General features: G+C 69.3%; 21 protein-coding genes. 7 read left to right on the top strand and 14 right to left on the bottom strand.

What is annotated here, in order from left to right:
* Position 1 precedes the first annotated feature (1 nt).
* The 13 genes from GEV07_03415 to GEV07_03355 form a co-directional block, all read right to left on the bottom strand.
* Positions 2-1711, bottom strand: coding sequence for a CocE/NonD family hydrolase (locus GEV07_03415; protein MQA01804.1), 1710 nt, complete (start codon positions 1709-1711; stop codon positions 2-4).
* Positions 1712-1768: 57 nt separating this feature from the next.
* A complete protein-coding gene (locus GEV07_03410) occupies positions 1769-2953 on the bottom strand; it encodes a prolyl oligopeptidase family serine peptidase (protein ID MQA01803.1) in 1185 nt (394 codons plus the stop codon).
* 19 nt (positions 2954-2972) lie between these two features.
* Complete coding sequence (locus GEV07_03405; protein ID MQA01802.1) at positions 2973-3980, bottom strand: alcohol dehydrogenase catalytic domain-containing protein; 1008 nt, start codon at positions 3978-3980, stop codon at positions 2973-2975.
* Positions 3981-3992: 12 nt separating this feature from the next.
* A complete protein-coding gene (locus GEV07_03400) occupies positions 3993-5015 on the bottom strand; it encodes a PhnD/SsuA/transferrin family substrate-binding protein (protein MQA01801.1) in 1023 nt (340 codons plus the stop codon).
* 34 nt (positions 5016-5049) lie between these two features.
* On the bottom strand, positions 5050-5856 hold the full coding sequence (locus tag GEV07_03395; GenBank protein MQA01800.1) for an ATP-binding cassette domain-containing protein: 807 nt from the start codon (positions 5854-5856) through the stop codon (positions 5050-5052).
* A 20-nt stretch (positions 5857-5876) separates the two neighbouring features.
* Positions 5877-6764 (bottom strand): ABC transporter permease subunit, encoded by an 888-nt coding sequence (locus tag GEV07_03390; GenBank protein MQA01799.1) that lies wholly within the window; start codon positions 6762-6764, stop codon positions 5877-5879.
* A gap of 120 nt (positions 6765-6884) precedes the next feature.
* Positions 6885-7763: a hypothetical protein gene (locus GEV07_03385; GenBank protein ID MQA01798.1), complete on the bottom strand. Its 879-nt coding sequence runs from the start codon at positions 7761-7763 to the stop codon at positions 6885-6887.
* A 6-nt stretch (positions 7764-7769) separates the two neighbouring features.
* On the bottom strand, positions 7770-8738 hold the full coding sequence (locus GEV07_03380; protein MQA01797.1) for a cyclase family protein: 969 nt from the start codon (positions 8736-8738) through the stop codon (positions 7770-7772).
* Positions 8739-8774: 36 nt separating this feature from the next.
* On the bottom strand, positions 8775-10190 hold the full coding sequence (locus tag GEV07_03375; GenBank protein ID MQA01796.1) for a M24 family metallopeptidase: 1416 nt from the start codon (positions 10188-10190) through the stop codon (positions 8775-8777).
* A complete protein-coding gene (locus tag GEV07_03370) occupies positions 9992-10519 on the bottom strand; it encodes a hypothetical protein (protein MQA01795.1) in 528 nt (175 codons plus the stop codon). The genes GEV07_03375 and GEV07_03370 overlap by 199 nt, the downstream gene beginning before the upstream one ends.
* Before the next feature lie 221 nt (positions 10520-10740).
* Positions 10741-11667: a helix-turn-helix domain-containing protein gene (locus GEV07_03365; GenBank protein MQA01794.1), complete on the bottom strand. Its 927-nt coding sequence runs from the start codon at positions 11665-11667 to the stop codon at positions 10741-10743.
* Positions 11627-13222, bottom strand: a complete 1596-nt coding sequence (locus GEV07_03360) for an AMP-binding protein (protein ID MQA01793.1) — start codon at positions 13220-13222, stop codon at positions 11627-11629. Before GEV07_03360 ends, GEV07_03365 begins: the two co-directional genes overlap by 41 nt.
* An 85-nt stretch (positions 13223-13307) precedes the next feature.
* Positions 13308-14105, bottom strand: a complete 798-nt coding sequence (locus GEV07_03355; protein ID MQA01792.1) for a helix-turn-helix domain-containing protein — start codon at positions 14103-14105, stop codon at positions 13308-13310.
* 91 nt (positions 14106-14196) lie between these two features.
* Between GEV07_03355 and GEV07_03350 the strand changes: the two genes are divergently transcribed.
* The 4 genes from GEV07_03350 to caiD are packed head-to-tail and all read left to right on the top strand — an operon-like array spanning position 14197 to position 18795.
* Entirely contained in the window at positions 14197-14736 is a 540-nt protein-coding gene (locus tag GEV07_03350) for a 4-hydroxybenzoyl-CoA thioesterase (GenBank protein ID MQA01791.1), read from the top strand.
* Between the two features lie 13 nt (positions 14737-14749).
* A complete protein-coding gene (locus tag GEV07_03345) occupies positions 14750-15910 on the top strand; it encodes an acyl-CoA dehydrogenase (GenBank protein ID MQA01790.1) in 1161 nt (386 codons plus the stop codon).
* 2 nt (positions 15911-15912) lie between these two features.
* Complete coding sequence (locus GEV07_03340) at positions 15913-18000, top strand: CoA-binding protein (protein MQA01789.1); 2088 nt, start codon at positions 15913-15915, stop codon at positions 17998-18000.
* 9 nt (positions 18001-18009) lie between these two features.
* Entirely contained in the window at positions 18010-18795 is a 786-nt protein-coding gene (gene caiD / locus GEV07_03335) for a crotonobetainyl-CoA hydratase (GenBank protein MQA01788.1), read from the top strand.
* An 8-nt stretch (positions 18796-18803) separates the two neighbouring features.
* Here caiD and GEV07_03330 read toward each other — a convergent pair whose 3' ends face one another.
* Positions 18804-19214 carry an alpha/beta hydrolase fold domain-containing protein gene (locus GEV07_03330; protein ID MQA01787.1) on the bottom strand — a complete coding sequence of 137 codons (411 nt, stop codon included), beginning with the start codon at positions 19212-19214 and terminating at the stop codon, positions 18804-18806.
* A gap of 197 nt (positions 19215-19411) precedes the next feature.
* Here GEV07_03330 and GEV07_03325 point away from each other — a divergent pair, with 197 nt between their 5' ends.
* The 3 genes from GEV07_03325 to GEV07_03315 are packed head-to-tail and all read left to right on the top strand — an operon-like array spanning position 19412 to position 22373.
* Positions 19412-20191 carry an enoyl-CoA hydratase/isomerase family protein gene (locus GEV07_03325; protein MQA01786.1) on the top strand — a complete coding sequence of 260 codons (780 nt, stop codon included), beginning with the start codon at positions 19412-19414 and terminating at the stop codon, positions 20189-20191.
* Positions 20192-20199: 8 nt separating this feature from the next.
* Positions 20200-21237 carry an LLM class flavin-dependent oxidoreductase gene (locus GEV07_03320; GenBank protein ID MQA01785.1) on the top strand — a complete coding sequence of 346 codons (1038 nt, stop codon included), beginning with the start codon at positions 20200-20202 and terminating at the stop codon, positions 21235-21237.
* A complete protein-coding gene (locus tag GEV07_03315) occupies positions 21237-22373 on the top strand; it encodes an acyl-CoA dehydrogenase (protein ID MQA01784.1) in 1137 nt (378 codons plus the stop codon). The genes GEV07_03320 and GEV07_03315 overlap by 1 nt, the downstream gene beginning before the upstream one ends.
* Positions 22374-22387 lie beyond the last annotated feature (14 nt).

Raw genomic sequence — 22387 nt, 5'->3', positions numbered from 1 at the left:
CCTAGCCGGCTGCGTCCGGGATCACCGGCAACATCAGGTACGGCCGCATCTCCGCGCCGAAGTGCAGCGTGTTGGTGCCGCCGAAGATCTCCGCTGGCCGGTCGCGCTCGTCGGTGTGCGTGAACGGCCCGACGCCCTTCAGCGGGTACATGGCGTTGGGCACGACGGTTCCCTCGTTCTCGTAGTCCTGGCCCCGCACCAGCAGCGCGACGCGGCAGCCGGCGGGTACCACCACGCAGGTCGGCCAGATCTCGACGTCGAGCTCCACCGGCTCGCCCGGCGTGAGCGGCCACGCCTCGTCGTGCGAGTGGTACGGCCGGTAAGGCAGGCTCCGCTGCGGGTCGAGCTTGCGGTGCGAGGCCCGCAGCCAGCCAAGGCCGACCGGTGTGCGCGGGTCGTTGGACCCGTTGAACACCACCTCGTTGCTCGCCTGGTCGAACACCTGCAGGACGAGGAACACATCGGCGTTCGTGGTGTCCGACGACAGGTACAGCCTCGCCGCGACGGGTCCGGTGATCTCCGTGTCCTCGGCCAGCGGTGGCGTGCTGAAGGTGACGCCGGCATCCGTCGCCGAATAGCTGACCGTGGTCTCCTCGACCGCCGGGTCGGTCGCCAGCCCGCGCTCGGCCGGCTGCAGGTAGTACTTCGTCCAGCGGGTTCGTGCAAGCGGCCACTCCTGCTCCGCCCTGGTCACGAACTTCTCCCCGGGATGGCGCACCTGCAGCTCCACCGGCGGCTGCTGCTGCCAGCCGGTGTCCTCGCCCTTGAGGAAGTGGCCGAAGAACCGCTTCTGCAGGGCGACACCGCGGTCGGTGTAGAACGGCGAGAAGTGCGTGTCGCCGTGCATCTCCAGCCACTTCCGCTCGGACGCCGCCGCCAGGTAGCCCTCGATGTTCCCGCGCGGGTGCAGCCCCTGGCCGCCCCAGTTGCCGGCCGAGAGCAGCGGCACGGTGATCCGCTCGTAGTGCGGTGACCGTTCGCGGTAGTACTCGCCGTCGAGCGGCCGGGTCAGCACGTCGTGGCCGGGCTCGGCGCGGTTGCTGACCAGCGCCTCCTCCGTCATGGTCGCCGGGCCGGCGACCAGCTCCCCGGTCACCGGGTTGCGCTGCGCGCGCTCGCCCTTGCCGTGCTGCACGCGCACCACCTGGCGGTGGAACCAAGCGTCGAGGAACTCGCAGAGGATGCCCCCGTGCCGGCACAGGTCGCGGTAGTAGTCGGCCGCTCCTTCCCACACGCAGATCGCCGTGAGGTGCGGCGGCTGCAGCGACGCGACGTACCACTGGTTCATCGCGTAGTACGAGATGCCGAGCAGCCCGACGTTGCCGTTGCTCCACGGTTGCGCCGCCGCCCACTCGATGCAGTGGTAGAAGTCGCTGCTCTCCCTGGTGGACCAGACGTCGAGGTAACCGGGCGACCTGCCGGCGCCGCGGGAGTCGACCCGCACGCACGCGTAGCCGTCCGGCACCCACTTCTCCGGGTCGACGAGCTCCCAGTTCTGGTACTTGTTCGTGGTGCCCTCGGCCACCTCCGGGTGGGCCCCGACCATCCGGTCCCAGTTGCCCTTGAACCCCTCCTGGAACGCCAACCCCTTGGCATACGGCCCCATCGAGAGCACCACGGGATACTCACCGTCGTCGACGGGACGGAACACGTCGGCGCGAAGTACGGTGCCGTCGTCCATGGTGATCGGCGCGTCCCACTCGATGCGCATGCCGTCGGCCACGGTGGTGCTGGCTTGGTCCATCGGAGTTCTCCCAACGTGCGGTGGTCAACCTGGACGGAGTACGTCGTCGAGCCAGTCGCCCAGCTCGGCGACCGCGATGCTGACGTTGTCGATCTGGCAGTGGTGGTAGCCGCCCTCGTCGCGCGTGAACACGCGCAACGTCTTGTGCGCGGACCCGACGGCGTCGTAGCAGCGCTGCGCGTCGGGCAGCGGGATCTGCTCGTCGCCTTCGCCGTGGAGCAACAGGAACGGACACCGGATGCGCTGCACCACACCGTCGAGCCGGAAACCCGCCAACGCGTCCAGCGCATCCTCGCGGCTGTTCACCCCGAGCACCCAGAGCAGGTGCTGCCAAGGCACGGAGAGCGACGGTGTGTCGCCGCCGTCGAGTTGCGCGAGCCGCTCGCTCCATCTCGCGTGGTAGTCCCACTGCGCACCCCAGGCGACGCAGCACGCGAAGCGCTGCTCGAACGCGGCGGCCCGCGGCGCGTAGTAGCCGCCGAGGCTGATGCCCATCACGCCGATGCGCGCCTCGTCGACCTCCGGTCGCGCAGCCAGCCACTCGTACGCGGCTGTGGCGTACCGCTCGGTCTCGTGGTGCAGTGGCAGGCCACGGAACCTGATGGCTTCACCGTTGCCGGGCCCGTCGACGATCAAGCAGCTGATGCCGCGGGCCGCTAGTTCCGCGGCGCCCTTGAAGTACTGGATCTCCTTGGTGATGTCGAAGCCGTCGAAGTAGACCATGCCCGGTGCCGGCGTCGCGCCGCGCCGCTCGGCGTGCACGAGCAGCGCCGGCAGCGTCGTGCCCTCGTACGGGATCTCCACCGGCTCGATCGCCGGCCGGTCGAGGAACGCAGCCGCGTCCCTGAAGCACTCGACGCCCTGCCGGTACGCGGCGTCGCTCGTTGCCGTCTTCGGTTGGCGGAACCGCTCACCGACGTGGAAGTAGTTGGCGGCGCGCAGCAGGTAGCTCGCCGCGCTACGTCGACGACCGCCGGCGAGCAGCTCGTGGCCACGCTCGGCGACCGACGACGCCATCTCCGACCAGGCGCGGAACCACTCCTCGTCGTCGCCGACCCGGTCGCGCAGCCGCATCCCGACGCGGTGCACCTCACCGATCTCCGCGCCGCCCCACGGCGCCGCGTTCAACGCGATGAGCAGCCCGTGCGACCAGCGGTAGTCGTCGGGGAAGTACGTGAACGCGAGCTCACTGCGCAGGTCCACCGCCATCTGTCGCCCCACCTCCACGTCAACCGATCTCGAGCAGCACCTTGACCAGGTCGCTGTTGCGCTGCAGGTCGTCGAACGCCGCCACGCCGCGCTCCAGGCCGTAGCTGGCCGACCGCATCGGCGCCACGAGCACCGACCCGGTTGCGAGCAGCCGCAGCGCCGTCGCGTAGTCGCCGGGCAGCGCCGCACGGCAACCGACCAGCGTCAGCTCCTTCTGGTAGACGGGCAGGAAGTCGAAGCTCTCCGGCCCGGTCCTCATGACGCCGTGCAGGAGCACGGTGCCCGCCGGACCGGCGAGCTCGACCGCTTGCCGGAACGTCGACCCGACGCCGACGGCTTCGACCACGATGTCCGCGCCCGCACCGTCGGTGACCTTCGCGACGTGCGCGGCGGCATCGTCGGGGTGGCACACCACGGTGGCGCCAAGCTCCGCCGCGAGTGCGCGCTTCGCCGCCGACCGGGTGACGGCGACGACCTCGCGCACCCCGCGTGCCCGCAGCAGTTGCAGGTGGAGCAGGCCGCCGGCACCGAGACCCACCACGACACCCGTCTGGCCGGGGAACACGCCGATCAGCCGCTGCGCGTGCACACACACGCCCAGCACCTGTGCGCAGCCGGCGTCGTCGGTGGCGATCTCGTCGGGTACGGCGAGCAGCCGTGCCTCGTCCGCCGCGACGTACTCTGCGAAACCACCGTCGACCTCGCGGCCGAGCAACTCACCGCGGGGGCAGAGGTTCGCCTTGTCGGCAAGGCATTGCGGGCAACGCGCACAGGCACGGAACGGGTCGACCAGCACCCTGGTACCCGCGGCGAACCGACCCGCAGGCCCCGACCTGGCTACCCTGCCGACGACCTCGTGCCCGAGGACGCGCGGGTACTCCACCGGGGTGATCCCGTTCGCGATCTTCACGTCGGAGCCGCAGATGCCTGCCCGTTCCACGGCCACCAGGGCGGCGCCGGCCGGTTCCGGATCACACACCTCGGCCACCTCGATCTCATGTGGCCGCACAACACGCACTGCCCGCATGCCGATGCCTCGCTACTTCTTCGCCGCCTCCTTGACCAGCGAGTTGTCGTAACGGTCCGGGAGACTGTCGGACGTCGGCGGATCCTGCGCACCGGCGAGCTTGGCGTTCTCCGCCGTGTTCTCCAGGATCGTCTTGCCGATGAGCACGTCCTTGGGATAGGCCTGTAGCTCCTCCACGAACGTCTCGTACGTGATGGTGGCGTGCTTCTTCGACACCTTCATCTCCTTCTGGATGATGGAGATGGCGGTGCCCTTGTTCGCCGCGTCGTAGGTCCAGTCGACAGCCGCCCGATAGCCACGGAGAAACTTCACCGCGAACTCGTGGTTGTCCTCGTCGCTGTACCAGCTTTCCTTGGCCATGATGGTCGCCAGCATCTCGTCACCGACGGTCTTTACCTCGCTCGCCGTGGCGATCGACTTCACACCCTCGTCGGCGAGCTTCTCCGAGTCGGGCGGGAAGCTCATTACGGCGTCGACTTGCCCTTCGAGAAGTGCGGAGGCACGTTGTGGTGGCGGCCCGGCATTGATGAAGTTGTAGTCGCGCTTCTCCTTCAGCCCTTCGGCTTTCAGCAGCAGTTTGGCCGTGAAGTAGTCGGCACTACCTCTGACCGCGGCTACCCCTATCGTCTTCCCCTTGATGTCCGCCAACGAGTCGATTCCCGACGAGGCGTACATGCTGTACGGGTTCTTCGCGACTTCCGCGCCGATCATCTTGAGGTCTGGTTCCTTGTCTTGCGCACTGAACGCCTGCTGTGGCGTAGCTGTCGCGATGTCCAGAGAACCGGACAACAGTGCCGGAATGATCTTGCCGGTGTCCTGGAAGACGGTGAACTTCAGGTCGATGCCGTACTTCCGCATCAGGTTCTCCTCGCGGGCCATGAGCAGCGGCAGGTGCAGCGCGTTGAAGCTGGTGATGCCGAAGTCGAGTTCCTGCACCCCGTCCTCTTCCGATCCGCCGCCACCGCACGAGGTCGTCAGGAGGAGTACTGCCGCGCAGGCCGCGAGTACCTTTCGCAACGGGTGGGACTTGTTCATGAATCTGGCCTCTTTTCTCGGTTCCCGCCAGCTGTCAGCTGCCCCGTTCCTTCGTTGGCTTCATCCCCATGCCGACCAGGACCTCCTCCTCGATCATCGTCCAGATGTGGTCGAGGATCGCGACGAAATCCGGTCGCCGCTTGACGGCGAGCTCCCGCGGGCGCTCGAAGGGAACGTCCACGAATTCCTTGATCCGTCCCGGTCGCGCGGTCAGCACGATGATCCGGTCGGCGAGGAAGATCGCTTCGTCGATCTGGTGCGTGACGAAGAGCACCGTGCCGCCGGCCGTCTCGCGCCATATACGCAGCAACTCGGTCTGCATGATCTCGCGCGTCTGCGCGTCGAGAGCTGCGAACGGTTCGTCCATCAACAGCAGCTGCGGCTGGATGCAGAACGCCCGCGCGAGGTTCACCCGTTGCCGCATCCCGCCGGACAGCTCGTGCGGATAGTGCTCCTCGAAGCCCGCCAGGCCGACAAGCTCGATGTACTTCATCGCCTGTTCCTTGGCTTTCCGCTTCGGCGTGCCCTGGAACTCCAGTCCCATCTGGACGTTCCGCCGTACGGTGCGCCAGGGGAACAGGCTGTCCTGCTGGAACACCACCCCTCGGTCGGGTCCCGGCTCGGTCTCCTCGGCGCCGTTCACCAGCAGCTGCCCTGAGGTCACGGCCTCCAGGCCGTCGACTGTACGTAGCAGGGTGGTCTTGCCGCAGCCGCTGGCACCTAGGAGCGCGACGAACTCGCCGGGTGCGACGGTGAAGCTGATGTCGCGTAGTGCCTCGAGTGCGACGTCCTTCTTGGTGAAGACCTTCGACACCGAACGTGCCTCGAGTCTTGGTGTCATGGCCTCGTTCTCCACTGTGGTCACGGCATCTTGAAGTCGCGCCATGGGGCGAGCCACCTTTCCAAGCGGTACATCAGCCGGATGAGCGTCATCCCGATGAGGGCGAGGATGAACACGCCCAGCCAGACCTCTGCGGTGGAGAAGTTCTGTGAGGCGATGAAGACCATGTGCCCGAGACCCGCGCGGGCGCCGAAGAACTCCGCGACGACCACGGCGATGAGCCCCCGACCCACGGCCAGCCGCAGTCCGGTCACGATGAACGGCACCGCGGACGGGATCAGCACCTGGGTGAAGATCTGCCGCCGGCTCGCACCGAATGAGTACGCGCACTCGATCAGGTTGTAGTCCGTCGTCCTGATACCGGACGCCGTGTTGATGATCACCGGGAAGATCGCCAGCGTGATCACCACGGCGACCTTCGCCGACAGGCCGATGCCGAACACCACGATGAACAGCGGTGCCAGGGCGATCAGCGGCGTCGAGTACAGCGCCGAGATCCACGGGTCGAGGAAGTCGAACACGATCTTCGACGTCGCCATGAAGACACCGATGACGATTCCCGCAGCCGAGGCGATCAGCAGACCCACGGTGAAGCCCTGGAAGCTCGCGAAGAAGTCCCGCCAGAGCTGCCCCGATTTGATGGTGTCCACCAGCGCCCCGGCGATGTCGCCGAGCGGCACCATCACGAGCGCGCTGGTATTCGCGGCGGCGATCTGCCAGATGCCCAGCCCGAGCAGCACGGTCAGCACCGTGTGCACGAGCACCGAGCGCCGGCGGTACCAGGCCATCAGGCCACGCTCGGCCTCCGGCGTCCGCACCGTCGGCGCGTCGCCGTTGCCGTTCTTTCCGTTGCCGCCGTTGTTGTCGCTGCGGTTCGCGGTTGCCTGCGCTGTCACTTCGCCCGGCATCACCGACGCCTCCTTCAAGCAGCTACTGCATCGTGCACATTGCATCGCCAGTGGTTACGCGAAACTGGCGACGAATACCGCCGCACCGACTCCGCAACCGAGACCCGCGCGCTCATGGCGTCAGCCCTCGGTGAGGATCGGGTTGGCGGCGAACACCTCGTGGCGACGCCAGTCGCGCAGGGCTCCCGGTTTCGTGCGCCACGGGGACTCGCCTACGATGTTCCTGTCGTGCTCCTTGCGCAGCCACCGCACCCGTTCGAGGTCCAGGTCGGCCGTGTGCACGCCGGGGGAGTGCTCCTCGAGGAGGATGTCCTCGGGGCTGCAGATCATGCTGAAGCCCTTGTACCCCTCGGCCGGAATGTTCGAGCACAGCGCGGTGTGCACGAGGTTCTCGATCGCGCGCGCCCAGGCGAGCGTGCGCCAGGTCTGGTACAGCGCGCCGCCATACCCGGCGGGCAACCGTTCCGGTGCGATCAGCCCGGCCGGCAGCAGGACGACGTCCGCGCCCTTCAACGCGAGGATGCGGGGCTGCTCGGGCGCGTAGACCTCACTGCACATGAGCAGGCCGATGCGGCCGACGTCGGTGTCGAACACCGGCAGCTGGTCGGCCGGCACCCAGTCGAAGTCCCAGTACTCACCGCCGCGGTAGATCCACGGCGCATGCCGGGGAACCGTACGGCGGTACCTACCGATCTCACGGCCGTCCGGCCCGAACAGCGCAAGGCTGTTGTAGCAACGGTCGCCGGCAGCATCCAACGGTTCCGCGAAACCGCCGACCAGGTGTACGCCGTTCGACCGCGCGATGTCCGCGAGCTCCCGTACGGGCGTCCAGGTGATCGGCGCACGCCACTGACCGGGGAAGGTCTCCGGCAGGCAGACGAGGTCGGCACCCTGCGCGGCGGCCTGCGCGACGTAGTCGGCGGCAGCGGCGACGTTCACCGCCGCCGCGTCCGCGCCGAACCGGGTCAACGTGTTGACGACTGCGAGCTTCATGGTCATGCCTACCTACTTCACGGCGATCGGGTTGAGTGGCGAGCCGACGGCGCGGGTGAACGGCAGCGGTGGGCCGCAGAACATGAACTCGTAGACGCCGTCTTCGGCGCAGTCGTCGGCCAGCGGCTCGAGGTCGTAGATCTCACCGACCCACAAACCCATGTGCACGATGAACACGATGTGCACCGGTTGGAAGACGTCCTGCGTCTCGTTCGGCCGCACCTCCATGCCCCAGGTGTCGGTGGCGACCGCGGCGACGTCACGCTCGGCGATCCAGTCGACGCTGTCCAGGCCGAGACCGGCCGCGTCGCCGCCGGCGTAGTCGCCCCAGCGGCCGGCGGCCCGCACCTCCGCCATGGCACCGGTACGGACGAACACGAAGTCGGCCGCGCCGACGTCGACCTGCCCGTACTCGGCGGCCCGGTCGAGGTCGGCCGCGCCGATCGCCGTGCCCCGCGCCAACCACGACACCCCCTGGCTACGCGGTATGTCCAGCAGCACGCCGCGCCCGACCATGCCGTCCGCGGCGTTGCGCACGTCGTTCTTCAACGCGCCCTTGCTGCTCACCTGGTCGGCGCTGTACCCGTTGTAGATGACGTCGCCGTCGACGACGTGCCCGAGCGCGTCCCACTGGGTGCCGCACTGCAGCGGCATGATCACCAGGTCGTCGTTGCCGCGGAAGTGCTTGTCGACGCCGCCGTAGAAGTCACGCACTGAGCTGCCTACGAGCGCGTCCGCGCCGTCGCGGGTCATCAGGTGGATCGGGTTGAACCTGCTGTACGAGCCTTGCTGCGGGCCGTCCTCGTCGAACGGCAGTGCCATGGAGATGACCTGTCCCTTGCGCACGAGCGTCGCGGCGGCGAGCACGTGCTCCGGTTGGACGAGGTTCAACGTGCCCCGCTGGTCGTCGGCGCCCCAACGCCCCCAGTTCGAATGCTTCGCGCAGAGCTCGCGGACGGTGTCGATACTCGGCTCGGTCATCAACCCTCCTCGACGCCTGGCAGGCGACGCTGGTCGTCAGAGCAGCAAACGGTCACAGAATGCGGTGCGGGACATCACGTGGGCGTCGCCTTCGGTGACGAGCACCATCTCCTCCAGCCGGACCCCGCCACCGCCGCGTACGCCGTCGACCCAGATCAGCGGCTCGACGGCGAACACCATGCCGGGCTGGAACTCGTACACCGGCGCACCCGGCAGGTTCTCGCCGATGTACGGCGGCTCGTTCGCGCCGATACCGACGCCGTGGCCGATGAACAACGACAGGAACCGACCGCCGAGGCCGTATCTCTCCGCGTGCTCGGTGATGGCCCTCGCCGCGTCCGCGTTGGTGCGGCCGGGCCGCATCTGCTCGATGCCCGCGTGCAGCCCCTCGTACACCGCCGTGTAGATCTCCCGCTGACGCCGCGACGGCGTGCCGCAGATCGTCGTACGTGCGACGTCGCCGTAGTACCCGGACCAGCAGGCGCCGATGTCGATGAAGACGACATCGCCGTTGCGTACGAGCTTCTCGCTGGTGATCCGCCGCGGCGGCGCCATCCGCTCGCCGGACGCGACGAACGGCGTCATCACGTGCGCGTACTCGCCACCGAGCCGGAACAGCGTGTGCATCGCGGCGGCGGCGACCTCGCACTCGCGCACGCCGTCGCCGACGACGGCGACGCCGCTGGCGGTCACCGCGTCCGCGAGTGCGGTCGCCTCCTCCAACAGCGCGATCTCCCCGGGGAGTTTGATAGTGCGCGCCTGCTGCATCGCGGTGTCACCGTCGGCGATGGTCAGCGAGGGGAGGGCTGCGCGCAGCTCCTCGACGAGGACGGTGTTCGCCTCGTCCATGCCGACCCGCGCGTCCACGAGCCCGTGCGTACGGAGCACAGGCGCGAGCACCTCACGCACACAACCGGCGACGAGCTCGCGCTGCTCGACGATGGGGATCGTGTGCACCTCGGCCAGCCACGGCATCGTGCGTTCCACGCGGTCCCGCTCACCCCCGGAGCAGAACAGGATCGGCACGCGTCCCTCCACCAGCAGCGCACCGTTGAGCGCGGTCGTCTTGCCTGCGATCAGCTGCGGCCGCAGGTCGGTCAGGTACCTGACGTTCTCGTCCTTCCAGACGAGCAACGCGTCGAGGCCCGCGTCGGCGCGCTGCTTCTGCGCCCGCTCGACCCGCTCCTTGCGCAGCGCACGGTGGTCCACCCGGTCCTCGTACGAGGCGTTGAACTGGCCCTGGGCGTACACGGTCACCTGCGCGACACCTTCCGCGGGTACTCCTCGTAGTCGACCGGCTCGCCGTTGACCTTCGCGTTGCTGACGACGGGTACCGGATGCTCGACCGCTGCGTGCGCGTAGCAGCCGCCCTCCGCGTTCCTGATCAGGGCCGCGACCCTGGGCAGCTCGTCGTCGCTGTCGATCTCCAGGTCGATGTTCATCGCGTGGCACTTCGACGCGATGGTGCCGGCGAACACCGACCCCTCGCTCGTCCACTGCCCCTCGACGGTGCACCTGACGTTCTTCAGGTCGACCTTGAGCATCTGCCCGTACCTGACCACCTGCGTGACCAGACAGAGCGCGACACCCGCGGTGAAGTAGTGCAGCGGGTAAGGGAACTCCTCGTCGCCGCCCATCCGCGCCGGCTCGTCGCTGAAGAACGTGAAGCCGTGGCTGTGCGCCTCGTGCTTCATCTTCTCCAGGTGGACGGCGTCCGCCTCGATCGTCACGACGCGCTTCAGCACGTCCGGGTCGAGTCCACTGAGTTCCTGGCGGCTCATCTGGCTCCCTCCTCCGCAGCGTTGCGGCAGGAGACATGGCGGCGTTGATCCCCGAGGGTGGCCAACAAATGCAACGCTGTCTCGTTTATAAGTGTCACCGCTCTCGCAGCGGCGCGCAAGGGGTGCTCACGTTCTTTCCGCCAGACGGGCGGCCACACAGGGCGGACACACTCGGCGTGATCACAGAGACAGTGGATGGACGAACCGCAACCGGAGTGCGGTCAGCTGTCGGGCACGGTCTCCTTGGCGGCAGCCGCCTCGACGTAACCGAGGCGCGCGGACAGGTCCCTGCCGGCCTGCTTCACCGCGTCGGCGATCTCCGGTGCCGACCGTACGTCGAACCGCTGCGCCGGGCAGGTGTAGACGATCGAGCCGCGGCAGGTGCCGCCCGGCCGGAAGAACGGCGCAGCGATCGCGCACCCACCGATCACCCGCTCACCCATGCTCATCGAGTAGCCGCGCCCGCGGTCCTCCTCGACCTGGTGCCTGAGCTCGTCGACGTCCACGATGGTCTGCTGCGTCAGCGCCACGAGCTCGGTGCGGCGGACCACCTGTTCGAACTCGTCCGGGGACAGGCCGGCGAGGATGGCACGACCGCCGGCACCGGCGTGCAACGCCGACCGCTCACCGACGTCGATCACGTAGCGGACGGTGCGGTCGCAGTCGACCTTCTCCCTGAACATGATCTGGTCGAGCTCCCTGGTGGCCAGGTAGCACGTCTCGTTGAACCGCGCGGCGAGCGCGCGCACGATCGGCTCGGCCGCCTCCCACAACGTGTCCCTGCCGTGGATGGTCGCGGCCAGCGCGAACAGCCGCGGCCCCGCCTTGAACCGGCCGGTGATCTCGGACTGCTCGGCGACACGCAGCTCGCAGAGCTGGTCGAACAACCGCGACACGGCGCTCTTGTCGATGCCGGTCTCCCTGGCCAGCTCCCGGACGCCGATGCCGTGCTCGTGCGCAGCGAGCGCCTCCAGCAAGCTCACCAGCTTGCTGGCGGTGCTGTGCCGAGCCAGCCGCTCCTCGGTCAACCCCACGACCGTCGCACCATGTACTGCATGATGGCCTCCCCTACGGGTGTGGAACAGGCACGATACCCCGCACCGGCCGTCACGGTTGCCTGGCTTCCAGCTCGCGATCGATGCGTACACCGAGCGCGGCCGCGTCGAGCTTCCTGAGCTCCGACTTCTGTACCTTCGCCGTCGAGGTCTTCGGCAGCTCGTCGGCCACCAGCTCGACGAACCGCGGCACCTTGAAGCCCGCCAACCGTCCTGCGCACCAGGCGAAGACCTCGCCCGCCGTCACGTGCGCACCCGGCCGCGGCACCACGTACGCGAGCAGCTCCTCGTCGGTGAACTCCGAAGGCACGCCGACCACCGCGGCTTCGAGCACGGCCGGGTGCTGCTCGATGATCCGCTCGACCTCCAGCGAGGAGACGTTCTCGCCGCGGCGGCGCACGATGTCCTTCTTCCTGTCCACGAAGTAGAACGTGTCGTCCTCGTCGCACCAGGCGCTGTCGCCCGTATGCAGCCAGCCGTCCACGAGCGTGGCGGCGGTGCGTTCTTCGTCCCGCCAGTAGCCGGCCATCATCGCCGCGTTGCGCAGCAGCAGCTCGCCCACGACACCCGGCCCGACCTCGCTGCCCTTGTCGTCGACGACACACGCCTCCGTCCGCGGCACCGAGGGATCGGGGTGGTGCCTGGGCACGCCCATCGAACCCTCCTTGCGCACCCCGTCGAACGGCTCCAGCAGACCGAACGTCGTCTCGCTCATGCCGAACCCGGAGACCACCGCCATCTGGAACTTGCGTTCGATGTCGTCCCTCATCTCGGGCACGAGCGCAGGCACGCAGTACGCCACGTGCGCGTCGTTGTCCAGGTCGTCCGCGGTGGGCGCCTTCTTCGACAGGATGACCGCCATGGCACCGATCAGGTTGAACGCGTTGACCCGGTACTGCCGCACGTGCGACCAGAACGTGCTGGCACTGAACCGCGGCGCGAGCACGATCGTGCCGCGGTTCGCCATCGCGCCCATGGTGGAGTACGACTGCGAGTTGATGTGGAACAACGGCAGACAGGCGTAGATCCGTTGCCCCTGCTGCATCCGCATCCAGTGCGGGTACGCCTGCCCGGTGAGCACGAAGTTCTTGTGCGTCTGGATGACGCCCTTCGGGTACCCGGTCGTGCCTGACGTGTAGATGAGGCTCATCGGGTCGTAGCCACTGAGGTCGACGGCGGGTGCGACGGGATCCGCGGCGGCCATCGCCGCGGCGAGGTGGTCGTAGCCGGGCACCTCGCCGACGGTCAGCAGCTGCCGGATGGACGCACGGGCAGCGGCGTCGGCGGACAGGAACGTGGTCAGGTGGTTGGCGTCGACGAGCGCCGCGCACGGCGTCGAGTCGCCGAGCAGGTACCCGATCTCCTCACCACGGAAGCCGGTGTTGACCGCGACGAGGATGCCGCCGATCTTCGCCAGCCCCAGCCACGCGTAGAGGAACTCGGGTGAGTTGTCGACCATGAACGCCACCCGGTCGCCCTTGGCCACCCCGAGCTCGCGCCACATGCACGCGGCCCGGTCGACCCGCTCGTTGAAGTCCGGGTAGCTCACCTCGCGGCCGTCCGGCGCCCAGATGAGGTACGGCGCCGTGGGCCCGCTGTCGACGGCCTCCTCGAGCAAGGAGCGCACGGTCAACGCGGCAAGGTCCATGGGCGATCTCCGATCGGAGAAATACAAGACACCGTCTTAGTATCGATGGCCGGGTGGCGACAGGTCAACTGACTGCCGCGCCCGGTCACGAGGTGATGGTGGCCGCGATCTCCGCAGCGCCCTCGCGTACCAGCGCGCCGAGCTCGGGGAACCTACCCTCGGGCACCCGGTCGGTCGGTCCCCAGATGCTGACGACCGCGCACGGGCGGCCGTTGCGGTCGAGCACGGGAGCGGCCACACCGTTGAGGTGCGGCTCCATCTCGCCGATGCTCACGCCGTACCCCTGCGCCCTGATCCGCGCCAGCTCGGCCCGTAGGACCTCTTTGTCCGTACGCGTCGTCTCGGTGTACGCCGCCAGCGGCGCGGCGAGCAACTCGGCCAGCTCGGACTCCGGCAGCCACGCCAGCAGCGCCTTGCCCGCGGAGGTCGCGTGGATGGGCACCTGCCGGCCGATCCAGCGGGCGGTGAGCACGACCGGCGGGGCGACCTCGTCGACGTAGGTGAGCTCGAGCCGGTGCGCCACCGCGAGGTTGGTGGTCTCGCCGGTCTGCCGAGTGAGCCGCTCCAGCACGTGATGGGCACGACGGGCCAGGCCCTCGACGCCGGCCGTCGTCGACAGCCGACTGATGGTGAAGCCGATCCCGTACCGGTTCGTGGCCGGGTCGCGCTCGACCATGCCGTGGTGCTCCAAGGTGGCGAGCAGCCGCCAGGCGGTGGCGCGGTTCAGCTCACAGGCGACCGCGAGCTCCGCCGCCGTACTGCCGCCAGGCGGGGCCGCGGAGACCGCGTTGAGCAGGGCGACGGCACGGTCCACGGACTGCACCCGGCCGCCGTACGGAGCGGTCGCCGGTGTCTGCTGCGTCTTGACGGCTCTCACCGCCACTCTCTACCGTCATGGAAGTCGTGTTATCTGAACAATCATTGCACATTATGCGACGGAGCCGCGGGTGGTCGAGCACGGCGACAGCGAGCGGGTGGTGACCCCGTACGAAGGCACCGGCCACCGGCCGTGGGACAGCTCGGCGGAGATACCCGCCCCACTGCGCCTGCACGAGACGACGGTCAGCCCACGCTGGGTGGACTACAACGGCCACATGACCGAGTCCGCGTACCTGCTGGTCGTGGGCGACAGCTCGGACGCGTTCTTCCGGTACCTCGGCATCGACGAGGAGTACCGGGCAACCGGCGGGTCGCTGTACACGGTGGAGACGCACCTGCACAACAAGCGCGAGGTGAGCGAGGGCGAACCGCTGGCGCTGAGCCTGCTGCTGCTCGGCCACGACGAGAAGCGCGTCCACATCTTCCAGGAGATCCGGCACGGCGAGTCCGGCGCGCTGGTGGCGTCGGCGGAGCAGATGCTGCTGCACGTCGACAGCCGGGTGGGCAAGACGTCGCCGCTGCCGGAAGTCCTGCAGGAACGGCTGGCGGCGATCCGCCGCGCGCACGCGGCCGTGCCCGTACCCGACGTCGTCGGTCGACCGATGGGCCTGCCCAGCCGGCCACAAGCGCACTGAGGGAGGATCGCCCGTGGAGTTCGCACTCACCGACGAACAGCGGATGATCGTGGACACCGTCCGCAGGTTCGTGGCCACCGAGCTCGAGCCGCACGAGGAGGAGATCGAACGGCTCGACGAGGTGCCGGCGGAGCTGGCCGAGCAGATCCGCAAGAAGGCGCTGGCCGCCGGGCTGTACGCGGCGAACATGCCCGCGGAGCTGGGCGGCGGCGGCCTGGACGCCACCAGCATGACGTTGGTCGAGCGGGAGCTCGGCCGTACCAGCTTCGCCCTGCAGTCGCTGGTCGCACGTCCAGGCAACATCCTGCAGGCCTGCGAGGGCGAGCAACGTGAGCGCTACCTGTTGCCCACCATCCGCGGCGAGCGGCACGACTGCCAGGCGATGAGCGAGCCAGGTTCTGGCTCGGACGTCCGGTCGATGACGACCAGGGCGGTACGCGACGGCGACGACTACGTCATCGACGGCACGAAGCACTTCATCAGCCACGCCGACGTCGCCGACTTCGTCATCCTGTTCGCGGCCACGGGTACGGAGGACACACCACGTGGGCCGAAGAGCCTGATCACGACGTTCCTCGTCGACATGGACACCCCGGGGCTCACGCTGCGGCGCGGCTCGGCGTGCGTCTCGCACCGCGGCTACCACCAGTGCGAGCTGTCGTTCGAGGGCTGCCGGCTCCCCGCCAGCCAGCGGCTCGGCGAGGAGGATCGCGGCTTCGAGCTGATGAACGAGTGGCTGGGCGCGAGCCGGCTCGCCGTCGCGGCGACGAGCGTCGGACGCGGGCAGCGCGTGCTGGAGATGACCACCGACTGGGCAGCGCAGCGGCAGCAGTTCGGCCAACCTATCGGGCGGTTCCAGGGCGTCGGGTTCCAGCTCGCCGACATGGCCACCGAGCTGGCCGCGGCCGAGCTGCTCACCATGCGCGCGGCCTGGCTGCTCGACCAGGGCACCATGACCGACCAGGACGCGGCGATGGTCAAACTCTACGCGTCCGAGACGCTCGGCCGGATCACCGACGCCGCCGTACAGATCTTCGGCGGCATGGGGTTGATGGCGGAGCTGCCGATCGAACGGTTCTGGCGCGACGCGCGGGTGGAACGGATCTGGGACGGCACGAGCGAGATCCAGCGGCACATCATCTCCCGGTCCATGCTGCGGCCGCTGGGCGCGTGACGATGGCGAGGACCGCGCGAGCCAACCTCCGACGGCTGCTCGCACCCAGGCACCTGGCCGTGTTCGGGGGCGCAGCGGCCGAGGAGGCGATCAGGCAGTCACACGGCATCGGCTACACCGGCGAGATCTGGCCGTTGCACCCGCACCGCGACACCCTCGGCGGGCTGCCGTGCTACCGCACCGTCACGGAGCTGCCAGAAGCACCCGACGCCGCGTTCGTCGCCGTACCGCGGGATGCGACCGTCGACGTGGTCGCCGTGCTCGCCGCGTACGGCAGCGGCGGCGCCGTGTGCCACGCCTCCGGCTTCGCCGAGCACGGTGGCGACGGCGTAGATCTGCAACGGGCGCTCGTCGAGGCGGCAGGCGACATGCCGGTGATCGGCCCGAACTGCATCGGCGTGCTGAACTACCTGGACGGCGCGGCGCTGTGGCCGGACCAGCACGGCGGCCACCAGGTGGACCGCGGCGTGGCCGTCATCACCCAGAGCGGCAACATCGGCCAGAACCTCACCATGCAGCGCAGGTCGCTGCCGCTGGCGCAGCTCGTGACGATGGGGAACGGCGCCGTGACGGGGGTGCCTGCGTTGATGGCGGCCATGCTCGACGACCCGCGGATCACGGCGATCGGCCTGCACCTGGAGGGTCCGGGCGACCCGGTCGCGCTGTGCGAGGTCGGGCTCGAGGCACTGCGCCGCGGGGTGCCGATCGTCGCGCTGAAGTCCGGTCGGTCGACGCTCGGCGCCCGCGCCAACCTCAGCCACACCAGCTCGCTCTCCGGTTCCGACGCGCTGTGGAACGCGCTGTTCGAGCGGGTCGGCATCGCCCGCGTCGAGCAGCTGGAGACCCTCGTCGAGACGTTGAAGTTCCTGCACGTCCACGGACCGCTGGCGGGCAGGCGCCTCGCGTCCGCGAGCTGTTCCGGCGGGGAGGCCGCGCTGGTCGCGGACCTGGCCGAGGACCGCGGCCTGGAGCTGCCGGAGTTCCCCGAACCGACCGCGCAACGCCTGCACGACGTACTCGGCGACCGGGTGTCGGTGGTGAACCCGCTCGACTACCACACCTACATCTGGGGCGACAGGGACGCGCTTACCGACTGCTTCGACGCGTTCTTCACCGCGGACGCCGACGCCCACGTCGTGGTGCTCGACTTCCCGCGCGCCGACCGCTGCGTACCGGAGAACTGGCAGGCGGTGATGAACGCCGTACTCGCCGCCGGGCACGACACGAGGGCGGCGGTGAGCATCGTCAGCCAGCTGTCCGAAGGGCTCTCCGAGGCGGCGGGGCAACGGCTCGTCGACGCCGGCATCACGCCGATGCAGGGCCTCACCGACTGCCTGGACGCGATCGCCGCGGCCGCGACCATCGGTGCCGCCCAGACGAAGGCGGCGGACGCCGTGCCGCTGGCCACGCCGCCCGGCCCGGTCGGCACGTCCCTCGTCCAGCTGGACGAGTGGCACGGGAAACAGGACCTCAGCGGCTACGGGCTGCCCGTACCCGAGGGTTGTGTCACGGGGGCTGCGGACGTCGCTTCTGCTGCCGGGCGGCTCGGCTTCCCCGTTGTGCTCAAGGCGCTGTCCACGTCGATCGCGCACAAGACCGACGTCGGCGGGGTTCGGGTGGGGCTGACCGACGAACGTCAGGTGCGGCAGGCGGTCGGCGAGATGACCGGGCTGACCGACACCTTCCTGGTCGAGCGGATGCTCGGCGGTGCGGTCGCGGAGCTGCTCGTCGGCGTACACCGCGACCCGCAGTTCGGTCTCGTGGTGACCGTCGGCGTCGGCGGCGAGCTGGTCGAGCTGCTCACCGACACGGCCGCCGTGTTGCTGCCGACCACCCGCGACGAGATCGCGGCCGCGCTGCGGTCGCTGCGGGCGTGGTCGATGCTCGCCGGTTTCCGCGGCCGGCCGGCCGCGGACGTGGCTGCCGCGGTCGACGCGGTGCTGGCCGTCGTCACCTACGCCCGCGCGCACCAGGACACGCTGGTCGAGCTGGAGGTCAACCCGCTGCTCGTCTTCGCGCAGGGCGCGGCGGCGGTGGACGTGCTCGTACGGCACGACGAGACGGCGGATGTCGAGGCACGCGCGTCATGAGGAGGACGGATGGCTGATCCGGTGCGGATAGACGTCGACGACGGTGTGCTGGTGGTGACGCTGGACCGGCCGAAAGCCAACGCGATCGACGTCGCCACGAGCCAGGCGCTCTACGAGGCGTTCGCCCTGCTGCAGTCCGACGACGCGCTGCGGGTCGCGGTGCTGATCGGCGCGGGCGACAGGTTCTTCTCCGCCGGCTGGGACCTCAAGGCGGCCGCGGCCGGCGAGGGGATCGACGCCGACCACGGCCCAGGCGGGTTCGCCGGCCTCACCGAGTTCTTCGACCTGGGCAAGCCGGTGATCGCCGCGGTGAACGGACTCGCCCTCGGCGGCGGCCTCGAGCTGGCCCTCGCCGCCGACCTCGTCGTGGCGGCCGACCACGCCGAGTTCGCGCTGCCCGAGGTGTCGCTCGGCATGGTCGCAGACTCCGGCGGCGTCCTACGGCTACCGAAGCGACTGCCAACCGCCGTCGCGACCGAGCTGCTGCTCACCGGCCGCCGCATGCCCGCCGCCGAGGCCAGCAGCTGGGGCCTGGTCAACCGTGTCGTCCCCGCCGACGAGCTGCTGCCGGCAGCCCTGGACCTCGCCCACGCGATCCGCGCGGGCGCCCCACTCGCGATAGCGGCGGTCAAGGAGATCACCGCAGCCACAGCAGCACTACGGGTAGACGAGGGCTACGCACTGCTTCGCAGCGGCACCCTGCCCACCTACCAAGCCATGCTCACCTCCACCGACGCCGCCGAAGGCCCGCAAGCCTTCGCCGAACGCCACCCACCCCGCTGGACCGGCCACTGACCCCGGGCTCACCACGCCCGGCTCCAGTCGGTCAGTCGCTGGCGGAGCGCGGCGGCAGGTGGTGGCGGGTCGGCCAGCATCGCCAGGTGGAAGCCGTGCGCCAGCCCGTCGTAGATCTCCAGCTCGACGGGTACGCCGGCGCGCGCGGCCGTCGCGGCGAACCGACGGGCGTCGTCGAGCAGCACCTCGCTCGAACCGACCGCGAGCAGCAGCGGCGGCAGGCCGTGCAGGTCGCCGTGCAGCGGCGACTGCGGTGCGGCGTCCGGTCTCGCCGCGATCGAAGCGGCCGACTTCGCCGTCCCCGACGACACCCTGGTCGAGTACGCGAACGCGATGCACACGGTCGCCGAACGCGAGCTGACCGACATCCCCACAGACTCCACCGAGGCCGCCGTACGCCACGTCGTACTAGGCACCATCCTCGCCGAGCCGCTGCTGCTAGCCCTCCGCCGCCTCGCCCAGGTCGACGTCTCATCCCGCTACTTCGGCACCAAGGACGCCCACCACTAACTCCCGGCGCGCCGGTTGGCGGTCCACGTGGCGGGATCGCTCTTGACTGCCGGGTGCATGCGGTGCCAAGCTCGGTGATCTGATATCAGATATCTTAAGGAGACGCATGAGCGCGTCGATCCTCATGGCGGACGAGGGCGGTGTGCGGGTACTCACCATCGACCGTGCGCAGCGCAGCAACGCTCTCGACGACGAGGCCAGCCAGCTGCTGGTCGAGCACTTCACCGAGGCGAACGCCGACCCCGACGTGCGCGTCGTGGTCGTCACCGGTTCCGGTGACCGGGCCTTCTGCGCCGGGCGTGACCTCCGCGAGCTCGACGACAAGGCGAAGAGCCAGACGCAGATCAAACAGCCGATGGTGGCCGCCGAGCGCAACCTGCACGAGACGGTCTTCGAGACGTACAAGCCGGTGCTCGCCGTCGTCAACGGCGCGGCGGTGGGCGGTGGTTGTGAGCTGGCGTTGGCCTGCGACCTACGCATCGCCGCCGAGCACTCGTTCCTCCAACTATCCGAGGCGAAACGCGGCATGGGCGCGAACTTCGCCAGCGTGCTGCTGCCACAGCTGCTGCCACGCGCCATCGCCATGGAGATGCTCTACTGCGGCCGGCGGATGCTGCCGGACGAGGCACTGCAGTGGGGCCTGCTCAACGCCGTCCATCCGAAGGAACGGCTGATGGACGAGGCGATGACCTTCGCCCACAGCATCGCCCGCAACGCGCCACTGAGCCTGCGCCGGTACGCGGAGATGGCCAAGAAGTCGTGGGGGCAGCCGATCTCCGCCGGCCTGCGCCTCAACGTCGGCCCGAACCCGTACACCTCCAAGGACCGGGTGGAGGGCGTGAACGCGTTCGTCGAGAAGCGCGAACCGCACTGGACAGGCGAGTAGGGGACGCCATGACCGCCGTCGAGCTTGGCTACTTCGTCAACCCCGAGTACGAGAAGGGGGTCGACGTACGCCGCGCCACCGAGGAGCAACGCGAGACCGTACGGCTGTGCCACCAGCTCGGGCTGCGCGCAGTCATCGTCGGCGAGCACTTCTCCCGCCAGGACTCCGTGTGGCTGCCGCCGCTGCACCTGCTCGGCCGCATCTGCGACCAGGGCGAGGGCATGCTGTTCGGCACCGGCGTGCTCGCCGCGCCGTTGCACAACCCGGTGGTGCTCGCGGAGCAGGCGGCGTACCTCGACGGGCTCACCGAAGGTAACTTTGCGCTCGGCCTCAGCGCCGGTTGGAACGCACACGAGTTCGCATCGCTGTCCGTACCGATGGCCGGCCGGGGCCAGGCGGTACACGAGACCGTGGAGATCCTGCGCGCGCTGTGGCGTACGGAAGGACCAGTCAGCTACGCGGGCAGCCGCTACTCGGTCACCGACGTCGAGCTCGGTCTGCGGCCGGTCAGCCAGGGCGGACCGCCGATCTGGCTCGGCGCGAGCTCACCACGGGCGCTGCGCCGGGCGGCGCAGCTCGGTGACGCCTGGCTCGCCACGTCGCACCTGCCGCCAGGCGACGTAGCCACGCAGGCCGAGCAGTACCGCACATACCTGAGCGAGGCAGGACGCACACTGCCCGCCACCCGGCCGGGGCTGCGCAACATCTACGTCGGCCGCACCATGGAGTCCGCGATCCGCGACGCCGGTCCCTACCTCACGTCGAGCTACAGCATGTTCGACAGCTGGGGACTCTTCGCCGAGGTGCTCGACCAGGCCGGCGATGCGGTCGACTACGAGAAGGCCGCTCAACGAGCGGTCATCGGCGACCCGGAGACGGTCGCCGCGCAGCTCGTGGACTTCGTCGGGGCCTCCGACGTCAACCTGCTGCTTGCCCGTACGCAGTGGCTCGGCATGGACCACCGCAACATCATGGCGTCGCTCGAGCTGCTGGCCACCGAGGTCATGCCGAGGGTCAACTCTGCGCTCGGGCAGGGGGAGCGCTGATGCGGATCGTCGTCGACGAGACCGAGCGGCTGCTCGCGTCGTCCGTGGCCGACATGGTGAAGCGGCGGATCGAGCCACGGCTGGCCGCGTGTGCGCCGGCAGAACCGGTGTCGAAGGAGACGCTCGCCGAGTGCTTCCGCGACATCGCGTCCACCGGCTACTTCGGGGTGCGGGTACCGGAGGAAATGGGTGGCACCGGTCTCGGCCACACGCTCGGCGGCACGGTGACAGAAGCCCTGCCCGCGTTCCTCGCGGTCGCATGCATCGCGCAGGAGGCGACCGTCTACCGGATCGCGCTCGGCGCGGACGAGGAGGTACGGGCCAAGTACCTGCCGGGTCTCATCGCCGGCGAGCTGATCGGTGGCTCGGCCATCAGCGAGCCGGACGTCGGTTCCGCGTCGAACTCGGTCACCTCGACCGTCAGCAGCGACGGGGACGAGCGCGTGCTGAACGCAACGAAGCTGTGGACGTCGAACGGCACGGTCGCCGACGTGCTCGTCGTGCTGGCGAAGGACGAACGCACCGGCGACCCGGCACGGGTGCTCGTCGACACCCGTACGACCGCGGTCACCGCGGAAGAGATCCCGATGAGCGGCCTCGGTCGCGGTCACCTGTGTTCGGTCACCGTACACGCCACCGTGCCGGCCGACCATGTGCTCACCAGCTCCGCCACCAGCGAGCGGATGACCGACTCCTGGACGCTCAACCGGGTCTCCATGGGGCTCATCGCGTGTGCGCTGGCGCAGGCCGCAATCGACTACGCGATCTCGTACGCACAGACGCGGGAGCAGTTCGGCCGCCCGATCGGCCGGTTCCAGCTCGTGCAGGGGCTCATCGCCGACGCCGCCAGCTCGGTGGCCGCAGCCCGCCTGCTCTGCTACCGCGCGCTGTCCGAGATGGAGCAGGGCCGGTCCACCGTGTTGTCGTCGTCGATGGCGAAGCTCTTCGCGACGGAAACTGCGCTGCAGGCCATCCTCAAGGCGCAGCAGGTGGCCGGCACGTACGGCGTGAGCACCGAGCTGCCGTTCGACCAGTGGCTGCGCGACGCGCGCATGCTCACCTTCCCCGACGGCACCAGCCAGATCCAGCAACTCATCATCGGCCGGGAGCTGCTCGGCCTTTCCGCGTTCGTCTAGACACGGCAGGAGGT

The sequence above is a fragment of the Streptosporangiales bacterium genome, from assembly GCA_009379825.1.
Taxonomy (GTDB): Bacteria; Actinomycetota; Actinomycetes; order Streptosporangiales; family WHST01; genus WHST01.
The sequence above is the reverse complement of the archived record's forward strand: the minus strand, read 5'-3'. Positions and strand labels throughout refer to the sequence as shown.

Coding starts and splice junctions, on each gene's coding strand:
- GEV07_03415 (MQA01804.1), bottom strand. CDS start 1,711: ATGCGCATCGAGTGGGACGCGCCGATCACCATGGACGACGGCACCGTA.
- GEV07_03380 (MQA01797.1), bottom strand. CDS start 8,738: ATGACCGAGCCGAGTATCGACACCGTCCGCGAGCTCTGCGCGAAGCAT.
- GEV07_03330 (MQA01787.1), bottom strand. CDS start 19,214: ATGGTGCCTAGTACGACGTGGCGTACGGCGGCCTCGGTGGAGTCTGTG.
- GEV07_03370 (MQA01795.1), bottom strand. CDS start 10,519: ATGAGCCGCCAGGAACTCAGTGGACTCGACCCGGACGTGCTGAAGCGC.
- GEV07_03325 (MQA01786.1), top strand. CDS start 19,412: ATGAGCGCGTCGATCCTCATGGCGGACGAGGGCGGTGTGCGGGTACTC.
- GEV07_03315 (MQA01784.1), top strand. CDS start 21,237: ATGCGGATCGTCGTCGACGAGACCGAGCGGCTGCTCGCGTCGTCCGTG.
- caiD (MQA01788.1), top strand. CDS start 18,010: ATGGCTGATCCGGTGCGGATAGACGTCGACGACGGTGTGCTGGTGGTG.
- GEV07_03340 (MQA01789.1), top strand. CDS start 15,913: ATGGCGAGGACCGCGCGAGCCAACCTCCGACGGCTGCTCGCACCCAGG.
- GEV07_03395 (MQA01800.1), bottom strand. CDS start 5,856: ATGACACCAAGACTCGAGGCACGTTCGGTGTCGAAGGTCTTCACCAAG.
- GEV07_03320 (MQA01785.1), top strand. CDS start 20,200: ATGACCGCCGTCGAGCTTGGCTACTTCGTCAACCCCGAGTACGAGAAG.
- GEV07_03360 (MQA01793.1), bottom strand. CDS start 13,222: ATGGACCTTGCCGCGTTGACCGTGCGCTCCTTGCTCGAGGAGGCCGTC.
- GEV07_03390 (MQA01799.1), bottom strand. CDS start 6,764: ATGCCGGGCGAAGTGACAGCGCAGGCAACCGCGAACCGCAGCGACAAC.
- GEV07_03410 (MQA01803.1), bottom strand. CDS start 2,953: ATGGCGGTGGACCTGCGCAGTGAGCTCGCGTTCACGTACTTCCCCGAC.
- GEV07_03405 (MQA01802.1), bottom strand. CDS start 3,980: ATGCGGGCAGTGCGTGTTGTGCGGCCACATGAGATCGAGGTGGCCGAG.
- GEV07_03385 (MQA01798.1), bottom strand. CDS start 7,763: ATGACCATGAAGCTCGCAGTCGTCAACACGTTGACCCGGTTCGGCGCG.
- GEV07_03400 (MQA01801.1), bottom strand. CDS start 5,015: ATGAACAAGTCCCACCCGTTGCGAAAGGTACTCGCGGCCTGCGCGGCA.